We start from the raw sequence: 17,169 nt of genomic DNA, 5'->3' as shown, positions 1-17,169 counted from the left end.
GGCTAGAACCTCGGTGTGCTGGCCGGCCGGGGGATGGGGGCGTCGATGATGAACCCCTCGCCGCCCAGCGCTGCGCGCCGCTGCCCCTCGATGAGGACCTGCACCCGCCGCACCGCCGGGAACTGCGTCCCCGTGTAGACGAGCTGCCACACCCGCGCCTGGACCGAGACCGCACCGCCCCCGGCTTCGATCTCCCGCGAGAGGTCCACCACGGCCACGTCGTCGGCGACCGCCACGCCGCGCAGGACCGTCCCCTCCGGGATGGCCGTGCCGATCCCGCGCGCCTGTTCGTCAGGGGTCGGGCCAGCCAGGAGCGCCAGGAACGCCGCGTGCAGGCGCGTCTCCAGGCTGCGGGCGCGCACGACCCGCTCCACGGGAACGAGGGTGCTCTCCCCCGGTCCGGCCGGGCCGACGAAGTAGACCGTCACGACGACCGGCACCGGCCGGACGAAGGCCCACCACACCACGACGGGCAGGAAGACCAGCAGGAGGACGACGAGGAAGGCGAGGCGCCGACGCATCAGCCTGTCACGACATCTCCTCGTGCACGACCGCGCCGTGGGGGTCCACCTGGGTGAGGAGGAGCTCCGCGGCGATGCCCCGGCGGGCGAAGACGTCCACCATGGCGGCCCCCACGCCCTCCGACCGCTCCGGCGGGGCGAGCGCCGCCACCGAGGAGCCCGACCCGGCCAGCACCGCGCCGTAGGCCCCCGCCGCCTCCGCCGCCGCCAGGACCTCGGGCAGCCCGGGGACGAGCCGGGCCCGGTACGGCTGGTGGAGGCGGTCGCGCATGGCCGGGCGCAGCAGCCGCTCTTCCCCCGTGAGCAGGGCCGCCACCAGCAGGGCGGCGCGGCCGACGTTGAAGACGGCGTCGGCGTGGGGGACGGTCTCCGGCAGCAGCGCCCTCGCCTCCGCAGTGGCCACCGTCACCTCGGGCACGGCCACGACGACGTCCAGGTCGGCGCGGGGGAGGAAGCGGGCCGGGTGGAGGCCTTCCTCGTCGGCCACCACCGCCACGACGCCGCCCAGCAGCGCCGGGGCGACGTTGTCGGGGTGCCCCTCGATCCCTGCGGCCAGAGCGAGGAGGCGCTCCTGAGGGAGCGGCCCGCCCAGGAGGTGGTTGGCCGCCACGAGCCCGCCGACCACCGAGGCCGCGCTGCTCCCCAGCCCCCGGGCCACGGGGATGGCGCACTCGACCGTGATGCGGAAGCGCTCCCGCCGTCCGGCCTCCTGCGCCACCGCCTCGGCCGCCCGGGCGACCAGCGGCCGGCTCACCGTCCCCAGCGCCGCCGCCCGCGGGCCGGTGAAGGCGACGGTGGTCTCCTCGTCCACCGCCATGGTGATGCGGTCGTGGAGCTGCACGGCCATGCCGAGGACGTCGAACCCGGGCCCCAGGTTGGCGATGGTGGCAGGGACGCTCACGTGGACGGTCATGCTGGTGTCGGGGCGGCGGCCCGTGCTCCCGGCCGGGTCCTCATCCGTGCCCCGCGTCAAGATAGCACGCAGGAGCGCATGATACACTGGATCGGCCGTGGACCCCGTGCTCGTGCAGTTCGGCCCGCTGGTGATCCGCTGGTACGGCGTCATGCACGCCCTCACCATCGCCGTGGGCCTGTGGCTGGCCTACCGCTTCGGCCCGCGCTTTGGCGTCCCCGCCGCCGTGCTGGACCGCATCGGCCTGTGGGCGGTGGTGGCCATGTACGTGGGCGGGCGGCTGGGGTACGTGCTCTCGCATCCTGCGGAGTTCCGCGACCCGCTGGAGGTCCTCCGCGTCTGGCACGGAGGCCTGGCCTCCCACGGGGCCATCCTGGCCGGGCTGGCTTACTGTACGGTGGCCGCCCGCCGCGCCGGTGTCGCCGTGCAGTCGCTCTTCGACGCCGGCGCCTTCGCCCTGCCGGTGGGATCGTTCTTCGTCCGCTTCGGCAACTTCATGAATGGCGAGCTGTACGGCGCGCCCACCACGCTACCCGTGGGGGTGCGCTTCCCCACCGCCCCCGACGCCCCCCGCCACCCGGTGCAGCTCTACGAGATGGCCCTCGCCCTCGTCATCCTGGCGGTGGTGTGGCGGGTGGCCCGCCGGCGGGCCTTCCCGGGGCAGGTGTGGTGGACGGCGCTGGCCCTCGTCTCGCTGATGCGCCTGGGCTTGGACGTCCTGCGCCCCGAGCACCGCGTCTGGGGCGTGCTGGCGACGGGACAGGTCGCAGCGCTCCTGCTGCTCGGCGTCTCGCTGTGGTTCCTCTGGCGCCGCCCGACGGCACCGGCGGCGAGCCTCCAGCACCTCCCGGACGGCAGCGCCGGATCCTGACTCGCGGATCCAGGTCGGGATCCCGCAGCGTGGCGGCCGACCACCTCAGGCCCTGGGCTCGGCCCTCCCGCTCGAGCCTGGAACATCGCCTCTGAGCCATCGCCGTCCCCCTGCCGAACCGGTCGTGCCCTACCCGAACCGGTAGTGCACCCCGAAGCCGCCGCGGGGCAGCCGCCAGTCGATTACTCGGTAGGGACACCCGAGCAGGCAGGAGGTGCACTCCACGCAGTTCTCGTAGGCGATGACGATCTTCTCCCCGTCCCAGGTGTAGACGTTGGCGGGGCAGAAGGTCGTGCACGGCCGGCCCCACTCCCGCCCGCACTGCTCGGCGCAGACTTCCCGGTGGGTGATGTCGATGTGGGAGTGGCGGTCGTGGCGGTACTGCACCAGGTAGAGCTTTTCTTCCACCTGGACGCGGGGCAGCGGCGGCTCGTCCGGCGCGGCCGCCCGCGGCAGCGGCGCGCTGGGCGTGCGGACGGGCGCGGGGCGCCTCAGCGGATGGCCTTCCATCCCTGGTAGAGGTCCTTCGCCATCTGCCACAGGGGGCGCACCTCGCGCACGTGGCGCCAGATCTCCTTCTGCTTGGCCCGCTTGCTCAGCCCGTCCACGGTGAGCATCTCGCCCACGACGTCGTTGGCCAGGCGCGTGTAGAGCTCCAGCAGCTCGGGCCGCCGGTCCACCAGGTCCGGGAGGTCTCGGTACTTGCGCAGGTCCTGCAGCACGAAGCTGGCCTCCAGGAGCTGCTGGTAGATCGGTCCGGCCGCGTCCAGATCACCGCGCGCCCTGGCCTGGACGATGGCCTCGCCGGCCATCCGTCCCGCCGCCATCGCCAGGTTGCTCCCCTCGCGGTGCAGCCCGTTCACCATCATGGCCGCATCCCCGGCCACCAGCACGCCGCGCCCGTAGAGCCGGGGCATGGCCCGGTAGCCCCCTTCGGGGATGGCGTGGGCGGCGTACTCCTGCACCTCGCCCCCCTCGATGAGGCGCGCCACGAAGGGGTGCTGCTTGAATCCTTCCAGCAGGTCGTAGGGCGTGATCTTCGTGCGCATCAGGTGGGAGATGAGCGCGCCGATGCCCACGGAGAGGCTCTCCCGGTTGGTGTAGATGAAGCCGTAGCCGGCCATGCCGCGCGTGACCGAGCCGTAGACCTCGATGGTCACCCCCTCGCCCTCGCGCACGGCGAAGCGCTCCTCGATCACCTGCGGAGGCAGCGCGATGACCTCCTTCACCGCCAGCGCCGCCTCCGAGGGCTCGAGGGGCCGGTCGCGCAGCCGGGCCTTCTGCACCAGGAAGGAGTTCACGCCGTCGGCGATGACCACGACGTCGCCGTAGACGTCACCCCCCTCCCGGCCCGCCCGCACGCCCACGACCCGGTCGCCGTCCCACAGGACGTCCTCCACGGTGGTGCCGGGGATGAGCAGCGCGCCGGCGGCCTCCGCCTGGGCGGCAAACCAGCGGTCGAACCGGGCGCGCAGCACGGTGAAGGCGTTGGGCATCCCGTGGCCCGGGCCGTGGGCGGCGCTCCGGTAGCCCACGCTCACCGCCGAGGTAGGCGTGGCCAGCCACACCCGCTCCTCGACGACGACGCGCTCGATGGGCGCCTGGGTCCAGAACTCCGGGATCAGGTCGGCCAGCATGCGCCCGTACATCACCCCGCCCATGACGTTCTTGGCACCGGGGTACTCGCCGCGCTCGAAGAGGACCACGCTCAGCCCCGCCCGCGCCAGGGTGAGGGCGGCGGCGCTGCCCGCGGGCCCCGCCCCCACGACGATGGCGTCGAACCGCTCGGTGGCCATACCGCCCGCTACCGTCCCAGGAGCGCGGCCAGCGGCCGCACCGACTCGACGAGGGAGCCGGGGAAGACCCCGAGCAGCAGGACGGCGGCCGCCGCCGCCAGCACCACCGCCGTCGTCCCGCGTGCCGCCGCCACGGTCACGCCGCCGGCCGGGGAATCCAGGAACATGACGTAGGGCACCCGCAGGTAGTAGTAGGCGGAGACCACCGTGGTGAGCGCGCCGACCAGGACGAGCCAGACCTGCCCGGCCTGGAGGGAGGCCTGGAAGAGGTAGAGCTTGCCGATGAACCCGGCGGTCGGCGGAAACCCCGCCAGGGCCGCCATAAAGAGGGCCATGGCCGCCCCTGCCGCCGGATACCGCCGTCCCACCCCGCGCAGCGCCTCGATGTGGTCCACCTCCTCCCCGGCCCGGTGGCACAGCAGCGCCACGGCGAAGGCGCCCAGCGTCATGAAAAGGTAGGCGGCCAGGTAGAAGGTGGCCGCCCCCACGCCCGGCGGCCCCGCCGCCACGCCCATGAGCAGGTAGCCGGCGTGGGCGATGGAGGAGTAGGCCAGCAGCCGCTTGAGCGAGCGCTGGGCCAGGGCCACCAGGTTCCCGACGAGCAGCGTCGCGCCCGCCAGCGCGGCCAGCAGCGCCGTCCACTGCGGCGCCAGCCCCGGGGCCTCCAGTCCCGGCGTGCGCAGCAGCGCCGCAAAGGCCCCCACCTTGGCGATGACCGCCATAAAGGCCGTCACCGGCAGCGGCGACCCCTCGTAGACGTCGGGGACCCAAACGTGGAAGGGGACGAGGGCCGCCTTGAAGGCCAGGCCGATCGTCACCAGGGCCACGCCGCCGGCGAGCAGCGCCGTCACGCCACTCCGCGCCGCCGCGGCCACGGCCTCCAGCGCCGTCGAGCCCGCCGCCCCGAAGAGCAATGCCACGCCGTAGAGGAAGAGGGCACTGGCGAAGGAGCCGAGGAGGAAGTACTTGAGCCCGGCCTCCTGCGAGGGCAACCAGCCGCGGCGGAAGGCCGCGAGCACGTACAGGGGCACGGAGAGGGTCTCCAGCCCCAGGAAGAGCAGGAGGAGGTCGCGCGCGGCCGCCATCACCATGGCACCCACCGCCGCGAAGAGGACGAGGGCGTGGTACTCGCCACGCTCCAGGCCCAGGCGCCGGAGGTAGTCGCTGCCGAGCAGCACCGCCGCCGCGGTGGCGAGCAGCGCCACCATCTGCCAGGTCTGGGTGAGCCCGTCGCGGACGAAGGTCCCGCCGAAGGCCGGCGGGCGCTCCCCCACCGCTGCCAGGGCGGCCGCGGCGGCGATCACGCCGCCCAGCGCCAGCAGGCGCATCGCCGGCCGCCAGGGGCGCGGTGCCAGCACGTCCCACAGGAGGACGGCCACGGCCGTCGCGGTGAGGAGGATCTCGGGGAGGAGCGCGATGACGTCCGCCATTACCCGGACTCCCCGCGATCGGGCCCCACCGCACGCCACCCCGACCGCACCGCTCCTGATCGGGATGGCGCCCGGTGGTCAAGGAGCTGACCGCGCGCGCACCCCTGCGCTGCGGCGCGCGGCCCCGCCGGCGTTCCCTGTGGTCGGCGCCCGGCCTGAGGGGCCGCCGCAGCACCGCATCCTGCCTTGCCCACCGCCTCCATGCGGGCCCGGTCGGCCACCGCCTCCACGCGCGCCACCACCGCCCGCACGCTCGCTTCGCTCCGCCGCAGGAAGGGCCCCGGGGCGAGGCCGATGGCGAAGATCAGCGCCAGCAGTGGCGCGAAGACCAGCACCTCTCGCGCTCCCACCTCGGTCAGCCGCTCCGGGTGACGCGCCCGCAGCGGGCCCTGCATCACCCGCTGGTAGGCCCACAGCAGATAGACGGCCGAGAGGATCACGCCGCTGGCGGCCACCACCGTCCCCAGCGGCGTGCGGCGGAAGGCGCCGAGCAGGATGAGGAACTCCCCGACGAAGCCGTTCGTCCCCGGCAGCGCCGCCGAGGAGAGCATGACGATGGTGACGATGGCGGCGAAGCCGGGCATGCGCGCGGCCACGCCGCCGTAGTCGGCCAGCTGCCGGGTGTGCAGCCGGTCGTAGAGCACGCCGACGATGAGGAAGAGGGCCCCCGTGCTGATGCCGTGGTTGACCATCTGCAGGACCGCGCCCTGCAGCCCTTCCGGGTTCATGGCGAAGATGCCCAGGGTGACGAAGCCCAGGTGGCTGACGCTGCTGTAGGCGACCAGGCGCTTGAGGTCGGCCTGCGCCCAGGAGACGATGCCCCCGTAGACGATCCCGACGATGCCGAGCAGCGCCATCACCGGCGCGAAGGCCGCGGCCGCCTCGGGGAAGAGCCCCAGCGAGAACCGCACCAGCCCGTAGGCGCCCATCTTCAGGAGGAGCGCCGCCAGGACCACGCTGCCCGGCGTGGGGGCCTCCACGTGGGCGTCGGGGAGCCAGGTGTGCAGCGGCCACACCGGCACCTTCACGGCGAAGGCCACGGTGAAGGCCCAGAAGAGCCACCGCCCCGCCGGCCCGCCCACGCCGGCCTCCTGCAGCGTCAGCAGGTCGAAGGTGCGCTCGCCCGCCGGGGCGAGGATGTAGAGGGCGACGATGGCCACCAGCATGAAGGCGCTGCCGGCCATCGTGTACAGGAGGAACTTGTTCGCCGCGTAGGTGCGTGCGGGCCCGCCCCACAGCCCGATGAGGAAGTACATAGGGACGAGGACGGCCTCCCAGAAGACGAAGAAGAGGACCAGGTCAAGCGCCAGGAAGGTCCCGAGTACGGCCGTCTCCAGCAGCAGCATGGCCGCCGTGAAGCCCTTCACCTGCTCGGTGACCGACGACCACGAGGCCAGCAGCGCCACCGGGAAGGTGAGCGCGGTGAGGCCGACCAGCAGCAGGCTGATGCCGTCGGCGCCCACGTGGTAGGCGATCCCGAGTCCCGGCGCCCAGGCCCGCCCCTCCACGAACTGCATCGCCGCCTGGGACGGGTCGAAGAGGGCCCACAGCCGGATCGCCACGCCCAGCGTGGCCAGGGCGATCAGCAGCCCCACCCAGCGCACGAGGCCCGTGGCGCGCCCGGGCAGCAGCGCCACCACCCCCGCGCCCAGAGCCGGCAAGAAGATGAGCCAGGAGAGCATCAGCGCACCACCCAGTAGGCCATCACCAGGATGGTCCCGGCCAGCAGCAGCAGCGCGTACTGGCGGACGTAGCCCGTCTGGAGGCGGCGCAGCGCGCCGGCGACGGCCACCGCGGCGCCGCCCACGGCGTTCACCGCCCGGTCGACGACGCCCTGGTCGACAGGCCCCGCCAGCAGGAGGGCCGCATGCCGCGCGGCCGGCACCAGCAGGCCGTCGTAGAGCGGGAGCAGCCCCCAGTGCTGCTCGGCGGCGCGGCCGAACCACCCCAGCGCGGGCTCCCGCCGGTCGCGGTGCAGCCACCAGCCGGTGGCCAGCCCGGCGAGCGCCACCACCGTCGAGAGCGCCGGCACGAGCAGGCCGGGAGGGGCGTGCGCCGGGGCGGCGTGTGGCACCGCGCGCTCGAACACCGGTGCCAGCGCCGCCAGCAGCGGCGCCCCCGCCCAGCGCGCACCCAGCACCCCGCCGGCCACCGAGAGGAGGGCCAGGACGCCCATGGGCACGGCCATCACCGGCGGCGCCTCGTGCGGGTGCGCGTCGGAGGGCGGCGCCCCGGCAAAGGTGTAGAGCGCCGCACGGGTGATGTAGACCGCCGTGACGAAGGCGGTGAGGACCCCCGTCGCCAGGAGGAGTCCCGCCAGCAGGCCGCCGCCCGTGAGGGCGTGCTCCCAGGCGCGCTCCAGGATCAGGTCCTTGCTGACGAAGCCGGCAAACGGCGGGACGCCGGCGAGCGCCAGGGCGCCCACCAGGAAGGCCAGCGCGGTGACCCGCAGTGGCGTCCACAGGCCCCCCAGCCGGCGCATGTCGATGACGTCGTGCGTGGCGTGCATCACGCTGCCCGCCGCCAGGAAGAGGAGCGCCTTGAAGAAGGCGTGGGTGGTCAGGTGGAAGATGCCGGCGGACGGGGCGAGCACCCCCAGCGCCAGGAACATGTACCCGAGCTGGCTGATGGTGGAGTAGGCCAGCACCCGCTTGAGGTCCCACTCGCGCAGCGCCACCGTGGCCGCGAACAGCGCCGTGAGCGCCCCCACGGTCCCCACGACCGCCAGCGTGCCGGGGTGGGCGAAGAGCGGGTAGAGCCGCGCCACCAGGTAGACCCCGGCCGTCACCATGGTGGCGGCGTGGATCAGCGCCGAGACCGGCGTGGGCCCCTCCATGGCGTCGGGGAGCCAGGTGTACAGCGGCAGCTGGGCCGACTTGCCCGTGGCCCCCGCAAAGAGGAGCACCCCGGCCGAGAAGACCAGTGCGGGGTCCAGCGTCTGCGCCCAGGCGTTCAGGGCGGCCAGGTCGAGGGTGCCGGCCTGGGTCCAGAGGAGGAGGACGCCCAGCAGGAACGCGGCATCCCCGATGCGGTTCACGACGAAGGCCTTGCGGCCCGCGGCGGCCGCCCGCTCGCGCGTGAACCAGAACCCGATGAGGAGGTAGGAGCAGAGCCCGACGAGTTCCCAGCCCACGAAGAGCACGAGGAGGTTGCGCGCCAGGACGAGCAGCAGCATGGCCGCCGTGAAGAGGTTCAGGTAGGCGAAGTAGGTGGCGGCCCGGGGATCATCCGCCATGTAGCCGATCGAGTAGACGTGGATCACGAAGCCGACGCCGGTGACCACGAGGGCCATCACGAGGGCCAGCGGGTCGACCAGCAGGGCGACGTCCGCCCGGAACGCCCCGGCGGCGATCCAGGGGAAGAGCGTCCGCGCCTGCGCGGCCCCGGGGTAGGTGGCAGCCCCGGCCACGGTGGCCAGGAAGGCCGCGCCCACCAGCGCGCTGGCGAGCACTCCGGGGAGCGGGCGGGGCAGGCGGCCGCCCGCCACCCCGAGGAGCAGCCATCCCAGGAGCGGCCACAGGGGGATCGTCCAGGCGAGCTCAGCCACGGAGCAGGTGCACCTCGTCGAGGTTCACGCTGCGGCGGGCGCGGAAGATCTCCACGATCAGCGCCAGCCCCACGACCACCTCAACACCGGCCACGACGATGGTGAAGACGACGGCGAGCTGGCCGTCCAGGGTGCCGAGCGTCCGGGCAAAGGCGACGAAGGTGAGGTTGACCGAGTTCAGCATCAGCTCGATGGCCATGAAGACCACGAGGGCGTTGCGCCGCACCAGCACCCCGGTCATGCCGATGGCGAAGAGCGCGGCTCCCAGCACCAGGTAGTACGCCAGCGGGACAGTCACGGGGCCGCCACCGCCTCCGGCGCCCGGGCGTTCGGCTCCTCTTCCGTGGATTCGGCGGGACGCGCCGCTGGCGAGGGTACCCGCACCGCCAGGGCGCCCTTCGCCAGCACCACCGCCCCCACCATGCCGATCAGCAGGAGGAGCGCGGCCAGCTCGACCGGCAGGAGGAAGCGGGTGAAGAGGGCCTCTCCCACCGCCTCGGGCGACCCGAACCCGGCGGCCGGCGGCGCGGCCGTGGGAAGGCGGGCGGCCGGGGCCGCACTACGCCCACCCGAGACCACCGCCCCCAGCCCGGCCAGGAAGAGCGCCCCTAGGGCCACCGCCGCCGGCCGCTGCAGCCGCAGGTCCTCGCGCGGGGGTTCGCCCGGCTGCATGTGCAGCAACATGATGACGAAGAGGAAGAGGACGACGATCGCCCCCGCGTAGACGATCACCTGGAGCACGGCGACGAAGGGGGCCCAGAGCAGCAGGTAGAGGAAGGCCAGGGCCACAAGCACGGCCAGCAGGGCCAGGGCGCTGTGCACCGGCCGCCGGGCGGTGACGACGCCCAGCGCGCCCGCCAGGGCGAGGGCGGCCGCCGGGAGGAAGAGGACGAGCTCCACCGCCCCTAGACCTCGCGCCGGGGGTCGCGCCCGCTGGCCCCCGGGTAGGGCTCGGTGAGCATGGGCTTGGTGTAGATCAGCTCGGCGCGGCTGTAGCCGGCCAGCTCGTAGTCGTGTCCCAGGACGATGGCCCCGGTGGGGCACGCCTCCTCGCAGAACCCGCAGAAGATGCAGCGCAGCATGTTGATCTGGAACTCCTCGGCGTACCGCTCCCCGCGGCTCACCTGGTGCTCGGGGGTGTTCTCGGCCGCGCGCACGTAGATGGCCTGGGAGGGGCAGACGATGACGCACAGCTCGCACCCGATGCAGCGCTCAAGCCCGTCGGCGTAGCGGGTGAGCCAGTGGCGCCCCTTGAAGCGCGGGGCCACCGGCGGCTTCTCATCCGGATAGGCCACGGTCACCGGCGGGCGCACGAGGTAGCGCAGGGTGATGCCGAGCCCTCGGACCATGCTGAGGAAGCGGTCCACCTGGGCGCGCACAGTGGCCACGGCTAGCCCGCCCCCCACAGGACCACGCCCACCGCCACGACCACGTTCACCAGGCCCACCGGCAGCAGCACCTTCCACCCGAAGGCCATGAGTCGGTCGTGGCGCACGCGCGGCAGGGTGGCCCGCAGCCAGATGAAGACGAAGACGCCGAGGAGCGTCTTCAGCACCATCCACGCCACGGGCGGCACGACGCCGAGCAGCGCCCCCAACCCCGGGGGCGCGTGCCAGCCGCCCAGGAAGAGGACGGCGGCCAGCGCGCTCATCGTGATCACGGCCAGGTACTCGCCGATGAAGAACATGGCGAACTTGAAACCGCCGTACTCGGTCTGGTAGCCGGCGATGAGCTCCTGCTCCGCCTCCGGCAGGTCGAAGGGGGCGCGGTTGGTCTCGGCCACGGCGGCCACGAAGAAGAGGGCCAGCGCCAGCGTCCCGTGGGGCACGTGCAGGGCGAACCACAGGTCGCGCTGGGCCTGGACGATGCGCACCAGGCTCAGCGAGCCGGCCAGCAGCACGGGGACAAGCGCCCCCAGGCCCAGGGCCAGCTCGTAGGAGATGAGCTGCGCGCTGCTGCGCAGGCTGCCGAGCAGAGAGTACTTGTTGTCGGCCGACCAGCCGCCGAGGATCACCCCGTACACGCCCAGCGAGGAGATGCCGAGCAGGAGGAGCAACGCCACGTTCACGTCGGCCACGTACAGGGTGACCTGGCGGCCGAAGAGCGTGACCGCCGGGCCGAGCGGCACCAGCGCGTACATCGCCAGCGAGGCGGCCATGGCGATGGCCGGGGCGAACCAGTAGACCACCGGGTCGGCCCGGCGCGGGCGGAAGTCCTCCTTGAAGATGAGCTTGATCCCATCGGCCAGCGGCTGGAGGAGCCCCAGCGGGCCCACGCGGTTCGGCCCGTAGCGTAGCTGGAAGCGCCCGAGCAACCGCCGCTCCCCGTAGGTCAGGTAGGCCGTGGCGGTGAGCATCACGAAGAGGATCACGGCGCTCTTCACTGCCGCCTCCACCACCACGGCCAGGAGCGGGCTCTGCGGGCTCATGCGCCAGCCGCCGTGGCCGCGACCGCGGGCTGGAGCGCGCGCACAGCCACGCGCGGGGCCGGCTCGTCCCAGGAGAGCAGCCGCCGCACCGGCACGGCGTCGAAGGCGCGCGGCAGCCAGGCCCGTCCGCGCGGTACTGCGGCGTCGAGCGCCAGACGCACCACCACGGCGCGCTCCGCTCCGCGCCGGCGTGCGCCGGGCGAGGCCGCGGCCTCCCCGTCCGCCGCGCCGGCGGCTGAGCCCGCTGGCTGGACGGGCGGCAGCGCCGCCACCTCCACCAGCGCGCCCGGCTGGAGTCCGGCCGTGGCGGCATCCTCCGGGTGCAGCACGACCACCGGCTCCTCCGCCAGGTCGGCGATGCGCGGGGCGCGGCCGGACATGCTGCCGCGATCGAAGAGGACCTCGCCCGTGAGCAGCCACCAGGCCTCACCGGGGGATGGCCGTTGCGCCTCCCCGGGCAGGTGGACCTCGGCCGCCCACCCGTCGGGCAGGGGCGGCGGGGTCAGGACCGCGTCGACGGCCAGCCCCGGGACGCGCGCAGCCGCCTCCCGGAAGACCTCCTCCCACCCCGCGTACGCCCACTCCGCCCCCAGCCGGTCGGCCAGCGCCAGCAGGATGTCGCCGTCCGCCCGGGCCTCGCCCGGCCCGCGGATGGCCGCGGTGAGGCGCTGGACGCGCCCTTCGATGGTGGTGACGGTCCCGTCGCGTTCGGCAAAGGCCAGCGCCGGCAGCACGACGTCGGCGGCGGCGGCGGTGGCGGTGAGGAAGAGGTCGTGCACCACCAGGAAGGGCGTGGCGCGGCGCGCCGCCTCCCAGGCGGCGTGGTCCGGTACCTCCGTGGCCGGGTCGGCGCCCAGCACGTAGAGCACGTCCACCCCCGCCTCGCCGGCGTGGCGGAGGATCTCCGGGGCCGTCCACCCGCCCGGACCCGGCTGCACCCCCATGAGGGCCGCTCCCCAGGCGTTGCCCTTCCCCCGCATCACGTGCACGACCGCCCCGACTTCCTGCAGGCGCCGGGCCGCAGCCAGCACCGCCTCCCCTGACGGGCCCTCCAGGGCGGCGCGACCCAGGTAGAGCATGGGCCGGCGGGCGGCACGCAGCGTCTCCACCATGCGCTCCACGACCTCGGGCGGCACATCCACCTGCTGCAGCGCGGTCCCGTCGAGCGTGCCGCCCCCCAGCGCGTCGGCCAGCTGCGCCAGCACCACCGCCTCGCCGCCCGGGACCGGGTGGACCTGTCCGCGCAGGTGACGGCCGATCTCCAGCGCCCGCGGGTGGAGGGCGAAGGCTGCCGCCCCGGCGTCGATGGCCCGCTTCAACCGCAGCCAGGCGATCGGGTACTCCTCGGTGAGGTCGCACCCGACGAGCAGGTGCCAGTCCGCCTCCTCGATGGCGGCGAGCGGTGTGCGCAGCCCCCAGGGAAGGCGCAGCGAGGGGCTGCCGGGACGCGCGTCCACCCGGTGGTCGAGGTGCGGGGTGCCCACCAGTTCCCCGAAGAGGCGGCGGACCAGATGGCAGTCCTCGTTGGTGAGGCGGGTGCCGCCGAGGGCGGCCACGCGCCGCGGGTCCGCCTCACGCGCCGCCCGCAGGCGGTCGGCCACCAGGTCGAGGGCCTCGCGCCAGGTGGCCGGCCGGAGCTGCCCGTCCCGCCGCACGAGGGGCTGCGTCAGCCGGTCGGGGGCGTGGAGGTACTCGTAGCCGAACTGCCCCAGGTCGCACAGCCACACGTCGTTCACCGGCGGCGCTTCGCGGGCGCGCACCCGCGCCACCCGGCCGTCGCGTACGTCCAGGGTGAGGGCGCACCCCAGCCCGCACTGCGTGCAGACGGAGGGGACGGGGCGCACGTCCCAGGGGCGGGCCAGGAAGCGGAAGGCCTTGCTCGTCAGCGCCCCCACCGGGCAGATGGCGATGGTGTTGCCGATGAACTTGGAGCGCACCGGCCGGGTGAAGGGGGTGTCGATCTCGGTCTGGAAGCCGCGGTCGAACCCCTTGAGGGCGTCGTCGCCGGCCACGAGCTCCCCGAAGCGCACGCAGCGCCAGCACAGCACGCAGCGCTCCCGGTCCAGCACCAGTACCGCGCCGAGGGAGACCGGCTTGGCGAAGTCGCGCTTCGGCTCGATGAAGCGGCTGCGCCCCGCTCCGTAGGCGAAGGCCTGGTCCTGCAGCGGGCACTCCCCGCCCTTGTCGCAGATGGGGCAGTCCAGCGGGTGGTTGATCAGCAGGAACTCCAGGATGCGCTCCTGGGCGGCGCGCGCCTCGGGGCTGGAGGCGTGCACCACCATCCGGTCCTGGGCCACCAGGGTGCAGGAGGTCTGCAGCCGCGGCATCCCCTCCACCTGCACCAGGCACTGCCGGCAGGCGCCCAGGGGGGGCATGCGGTCGTGGTAGCAGAAGACGGGGATGTCGATCCCGGCGGCGCGGGCGGCCTGCCACACGGTGGTCCCGCGCGGCACGGTCACGGGGCGGCCGTCGATGGTGAGCGTGACGGTGGGTCGGTCGTCGCTCATCGCCCCGTCCCCATCGAGCCGTCCGGCGTGCTCATCGCCCCATCCTCGCCTCAGCTCGCCGCCACCCTGGGCGCGGCCAGGCGCTCCTCCACGTCGCACCGCCCCGTCCGAATGTGGTACTCGTACTCGTGCCGGAAGTGGCGCAGCGAGGCATTGAGGCTCGGCGGGACGCTCTCCCCCAGCGGGCAGAAGCAGGCGCCGGTCATCCCGTCGGAGATGTGCTGCAGCAGGTCCAGGTCGGCCATGCGCCCCCGGCCGTGCAGGAGGCGCTCGAAGACCTGGGCCAGCCACACCGTCCCCTCCCGGCAGGGGGTGCACTTCCCGCACGACTCTTCCATATAGAACTCCACGGTGCGGGCAATCACCCGGACGATGCAGGCGGAGTCGTCCAGCACGATCTGGGAGGCGGAGCCCAGCATCGAGCCGACCTGACGCAGCGGCTCGTAGTCCAGGGGCACGTCCAGGTGGGCTTCGGTGAGCAGGGCGGAGGAGGAGCCGCCGGGGAAGGCGGCCTTGAAGCGCCGCCCCGGGCGCAGCCCGCCCGCGTGCTCGAAGATGAGCTCCCGCAGCGGCGTCCCCAGCGGCAGCTCGTAGAGGCCGGGCCGGCGCACGTGGCCGCTCACCGAGAAGAGCGCCGGCGGGCCCAGGCGGGCGTAGGCCTCCGGCCCCAGGCGCAGGATGGCCGGCACGTGGCAGAGGGTCTCGACGTTGTTGATCACCGTGGGCTGTCCGTACAGCCCCACCACGGCCGGGTAGGGCGGGCGGGCGCGCGGCATGGCCCGGCGGCCCTCCAGCGACTCCAGCAGCGCCGTCTCCTCCCCGGCGATGTAGGCGCCCGCGCCGGTGTGCACGACCACGTCCAGGTCCACGTCGGTGCCGAAGATCCTGCGGCCGAGGACGCCGTGCGCGTAGGCCTCCGCCACCGCCTGCTCCAGGCGCCGCCGGGCCAGGTACCCCTCGCGGCGCACGTAGACGTAGGCCTTGCGGATGCCCACGGCAAAGGCCGCGAGGACCATCCCCTCCAGCAGCAGGTGGGGGGCGCGCTCCAGCAGGCGGTGGTCCTTGAAGGTGCAGGGCTCGGCCTCGTCGCCGTTCACCACCAGGTACTTCACCGGGGCGTCCTTGGGGATGAAGGCCCACTTCCGCCCCGTGGGGAAGCCGGCCCCGCCCTTGCCGCGCAGCCCCGACCGCTCCACCGCCGCGATGACGTCCGCAGGCGCCATCGTCCGCAGCACCGTGCGCGCGGTCTCGTACCCGCCCGCGCGCAGGTAGGCCTCCAGGTCGAAGGCGTCGTCGCGCTCCAGCCAGGGGAGCAGGATGCGCTCGCCCACCTCAGCCGCCCCCCTGGGCCGCGCCCCCGCCCGGCTCCGCGGCGCGGCTCGCCGATCCGGGGCGGCCCGCCGGCTCGGCAGGGCGACCCGCCGGCCCCGCGCCGGCGCGGTAGCGGGCCAGCACCTCGTCCACCAGCTCCGGGGTGAGCGGCCCGTAGCGCTCCTCGTCGACCATCATCATCGGCGCGTGGTCGCACCAGGCCAGGCACTCCCACGTGCGGAAGGTGAAGAACCCGTCCGGCGTGGTCTCGCCCGGGCGGACGCCCAGCCGCGCCTCCAGGTGGGCGCGCAGGCGGTCGGCGCCGTTGAGCAGGCAGGCCAGGTTCGTGCAGAGCAGGAGCTGGTGGCGCCCCGGCGGGCGCAGGAAGTAGAGGCGGTAGAAGGACGCCACCGCCGCCACCTCGCTGAGCGGCACCTCCAGGGCCTCCGCCACCGCCTCCAGGACGTCAGGCGGCAGCCACCCCGCCTCACGCTGCGCCACGAAGAGGGCCGGCAGCAGCGCGGACTGGCGCTGCTCGTACCGCGCCCCCAGCGCGCGGATCTCGCTCCGCGCGGCCTCGCTCAGCCCCGGCATCAGCGTGCGACCCCGTCCCCGCCGCGGCCGCCGCGCCGCACCCGTGGAGGCCTCTGCACCACGCCCGGGCCGGGGTCAGCGGTCCACATCGCCGAGCACGATGTCGATGCTGGCGATGGCCACGACGACATCGGCGAAGGTGCCGCGGAAGACCATCACCGGCAGGGCCTGGAGGTTGCAGAAGGAGGGGGCGCGGATGCGCACCCGCATGGGGCGGTTGCTCCCGTCGCTGACCAGGTAGTAGCCCTTCTCGCCGCGCGGGGACTCCACGGCATGGTAGACCTCGCCCACGGGCGGGTGAAACCCCTCGCTGACGAGCTTGAACTGGTGGATCACCGCCTCCATACTGCGCACCAGCTCCCGCCGCGGTGGGAGCACCACCTTGCGGTCGTCGACGGCGACCGGCCCGTCGGGCAACCGGTCCAGCGCCTGCAGGATGATGCGCCGGCTCTGGCGCATCTCCTCCATCCGCACCGTGTAGCGGTCGAAGGCGTCCCCGTGGCGGCCCAGGGGGACGTCGAAGGCGAACTGCTCGTAGCCGGAGTACGGGAAGGCCTTGCGCACGTCGTAGTTCACGCCCGAGCCGCGCAGGACGGGGCCGGTGCAGCCGTAGGCCACCGCCTCCGCGGCCGGCAGGACGGCCACCCCTTCGGTGCGCTCGCGCCAGATCAGGTTGTCGGTGAGGAGCCGCTCGTACTCGTCGAGCCGCCGGGGCAGGTCCTCCATGAGCTGGCGCACGGCGGCCTCGAACCCCTCGGGCAGGTCCCACTGCAGCCCGCCCACGCGCATGTAGCCGTGCATCATCCGCTGCCCGGAGATCTGCTCGAAGAGGTCGAGGATGCGCTCCCGGTCGACGAAGGCGTACATGAAGGCGCTGCTGATGTTCAGGTCGATGGCGCTGGTGCCGAGCCAGACCAGGTGGCTGGCGATGCGGCTCAGCTCCATGAGGATGACACGGATGACCTGGCAGCGCGGCGGCGGGGTGATCCCCAGCAGCTTCTCCACCGCCTGGACGTAGGCCGCCTCCTCGATCATCGTGGCCAGGTACTCGACCCGCGGCGGGAAGACGATGTTCTGGTGGTAGGTGCGGGTCTCCATCTCCTTCTCGAAGCCGGTGTGCAGGTAGCCGATGACCGGGCGCGCCCCCAGGATGACCTCGCCCTCCAGGTCCAGCACTACGCGCAGCACGCCGTGGGTGGCCGGGTGCTGCGGCCCCATGTTGATGGTGAGAGTCTCGCGCGTGACGGCCAT

At 73.8% G+C, this 17,169-nt stretch carries 16 protein-coding genes; 1 reads left to right on the top strand and 15 read right to left on the bottom strand.

Going from position 1 to position 17,169, the window contains the following annotated elements:
• Positions 1-2 precede the first annotated feature (2 nt).
• Together RB146_02905 and thrB are read right to left on the bottom strand one after the other, a co-directional pair.
• Positions 3-521 carry a GerMN domain-containing protein gene (locus RB146_02905; GenBank protein ID MDQ7827930.1) on the bottom strand — a complete coding sequence of 173 codons (519 nt, stop codon included), beginning with the start codon at positions 519-521 and terminating at the stop codon, positions 3-5.
• Positions 522-528: 7 nt separating this feature from the next.
• Positions 529-1,422, bottom strand: a complete 894-nt coding sequence (gene thrB, locus RB146_02900; protein ID MDQ7827929.1) for a homoserine kinase — start codon at positions 1,420-1,422, stop codon at positions 529-531.
• Positions 1,423-1,531: 109 nt separating this feature from the next.
• Between thrB and lgt the strand changes: the two genes are divergently transcribed.
• Positions 1,532-2,305, top strand: coding sequence for a prolipoprotein diacylglyceryl transferase (lgt, locus tag RB146_02895; protein MDQ7827928.1), 774 nt, complete (start codon positions 1,532-1,534; stop codon positions 2,303-2,305).
• Positions 2,306-2,434: 129 nt separating this feature from the next.
• On the opposite strand, the gene RB146_02890 is transcribed toward lgt, so the two are convergent.
• The 13 genes from RB146_02890 to nuoD form a co-directional block, all read right to left on the bottom strand.
• Positions 2,435-2,815, bottom strand: coding sequence for a 4Fe-4S dicluster domain-containing protein (locus tag RB146_02890; protein MDQ7827927.1), 381 nt, complete (start codon positions 2,813-2,815; stop codon positions 2,435-2,437).
• Positions 2,797-4,101, bottom strand: coding sequence for an FAD-dependent oxidoreductase (locus tag RB146_02885; protein MDQ7827926.1), 1,305 nt, complete (start codon positions 4,099-4,101; stop codon positions 2,797-2,799). The genes RB146_02890 and RB146_02885 overlap by 19 nt, the downstream gene beginning before the upstream one ends.
• 8 nt (positions 4,102-4,109) lie before the next feature.
• A complete protein-coding gene (locus RB146_02880) occupies positions 4,110-5,531 on the bottom strand; it encodes an NADH-quinone oxidoreductase subunit N (protein ID MDQ7827925.1) in 1,422 nt (473 codons plus the stop codon).
• On the bottom strand, positions 5,531-7,213 hold the full coding sequence (locus RB146_02875; GenBank protein ID MDQ7827924.1) for an NADH-quinone oxidoreductase subunit M: 1,683 nt from the start codon (positions 7,211-7,213) through the stop codon (positions 5,531-5,533). The genes RB146_02880 and RB146_02875 overlap by 1 nt, the downstream gene beginning before the upstream one ends.
• Positions 7,213-9,078, bottom strand: a complete 1,866-nt coding sequence (gene nuoL, locus RB146_02870) for an NADH-quinone oxidoreductase subunit L (protein MDQ7827923.1) — start codon at positions 9,076-9,078, stop codon at positions 7,213-7,215. The genes RB146_02875 and nuoL overlap by 1 nt, the downstream gene beginning before the upstream one ends.
• Positions 9,071-9,376, bottom strand: coding sequence for an NADH-quinone oxidoreductase subunit NuoK (nuoK, locus tag RB146_02865; protein ID MDQ7827922.1), 306 nt, complete (start codon positions 9,374-9,376; stop codon positions 9,071-9,073). Before nuoK ends, nuoL begins: the two co-directional genes overlap by 8 nt.
• The gene (locus tag RB146_02860) at positions 9,373-9,978 is read right to left on the bottom strand and encodes an NADH-quinone oxidoreductase subunit J (GenBank protein ID MDQ7827921.1); all 606 of its coding nucleotides are present in this window, start codon (positions 9,976-9,978) and stop codon (positions 9,373-9,375) included. Before RB146_02860 ends, nuoK begins: the two co-directional genes overlap by 4 nt.
• A 5-nt stretch (positions 9,979-9,983) precedes the next feature.
• Positions 9,984-10,466 carry an NADH-quinone oxidoreductase subunit NuoI gene (nuoI, locus tag RB146_02855; GenBank protein MDQ7827920.1) on the bottom strand — a complete coding sequence of 161 codons (483 nt, stop codon included), beginning with the start codon at positions 10,464-10,466 and terminating at the stop codon, positions 9,984-9,986.
• A gap of 2 nt (positions 10,467-10,468) precedes the next feature.
• Positions 10,469-11,506 carry an NADH-quinone oxidoreductase subunit NuoH gene (nuoH, locus tag RB146_02850; GenBank protein MDQ7827919.1) on the bottom strand — a complete coding sequence of 346 codons (1,038 nt, stop codon included), beginning with the start codon at positions 11,504-11,506 and terminating at the stop codon, positions 10,469-10,471.
• On the bottom strand, positions 11,503-14,013 hold the full coding sequence (gene nuoG / locus RB146_02845; protein MDQ7827918.1) for an NADH-quinone oxidoreductase subunit NuoG: 2,511 nt from the start codon (positions 14,011-14,013) through the stop codon (positions 11,503-11,505). The genes nuoH and nuoG overlap by 4 nt, the downstream gene beginning before the upstream one ends.
• 50 nt (positions 14,014-14,063) lie before the next feature.
• Positions 14,064-15,344 carry an NADH-quinone oxidoreductase subunit NuoF gene (gene nuoF, locus RB146_02840; GenBank protein MDQ7827917.1) on the bottom strand — a complete coding sequence of 427 codons (1,281 nt, stop codon included), beginning with the start codon at positions 15,342-15,344 and terminating at the stop codon, positions 14,064-14,066.
• A 1-nt stretch (position 15,345) separates the two neighbouring features.
• Complete coding sequence (gene nuoE / locus RB146_02835; GenBank protein ID MDQ7827916.1) at positions 15,346-15,918, bottom strand: NADH-quinone oxidoreductase subunit NuoE; 573 nt, start codon at positions 15,916-15,918, stop codon at positions 15,346-15,348.
• Between the two features lie 75 nt (positions 15,919-15,993).
• On the bottom strand, positions 15,994-17,169 hold the full coding sequence (nuoD, locus tag RB146_02830; GenBank protein MDQ7827915.1) for an NADH dehydrogenase (quinone) subunit D: 1,176 nt from the start codon (positions 17,167-17,169) through the stop codon (positions 15,994-15,996).

The organism is Armatimonadota bacterium, from assembly GCA_031081585.1.
Taxonomy (GTDB): domain Bacteria; phylum Sysuimicrobiota; class Sysuimicrobiia; order Sysuimicrobiales; family Humicultoraceae; genus Geohabitans; species Geohabitans tengchongensis.
The sequence above is the reverse complement of the archived record's forward strand: the minus strand, read 5'-3'. Positions and strand labels throughout refer to the sequence as shown.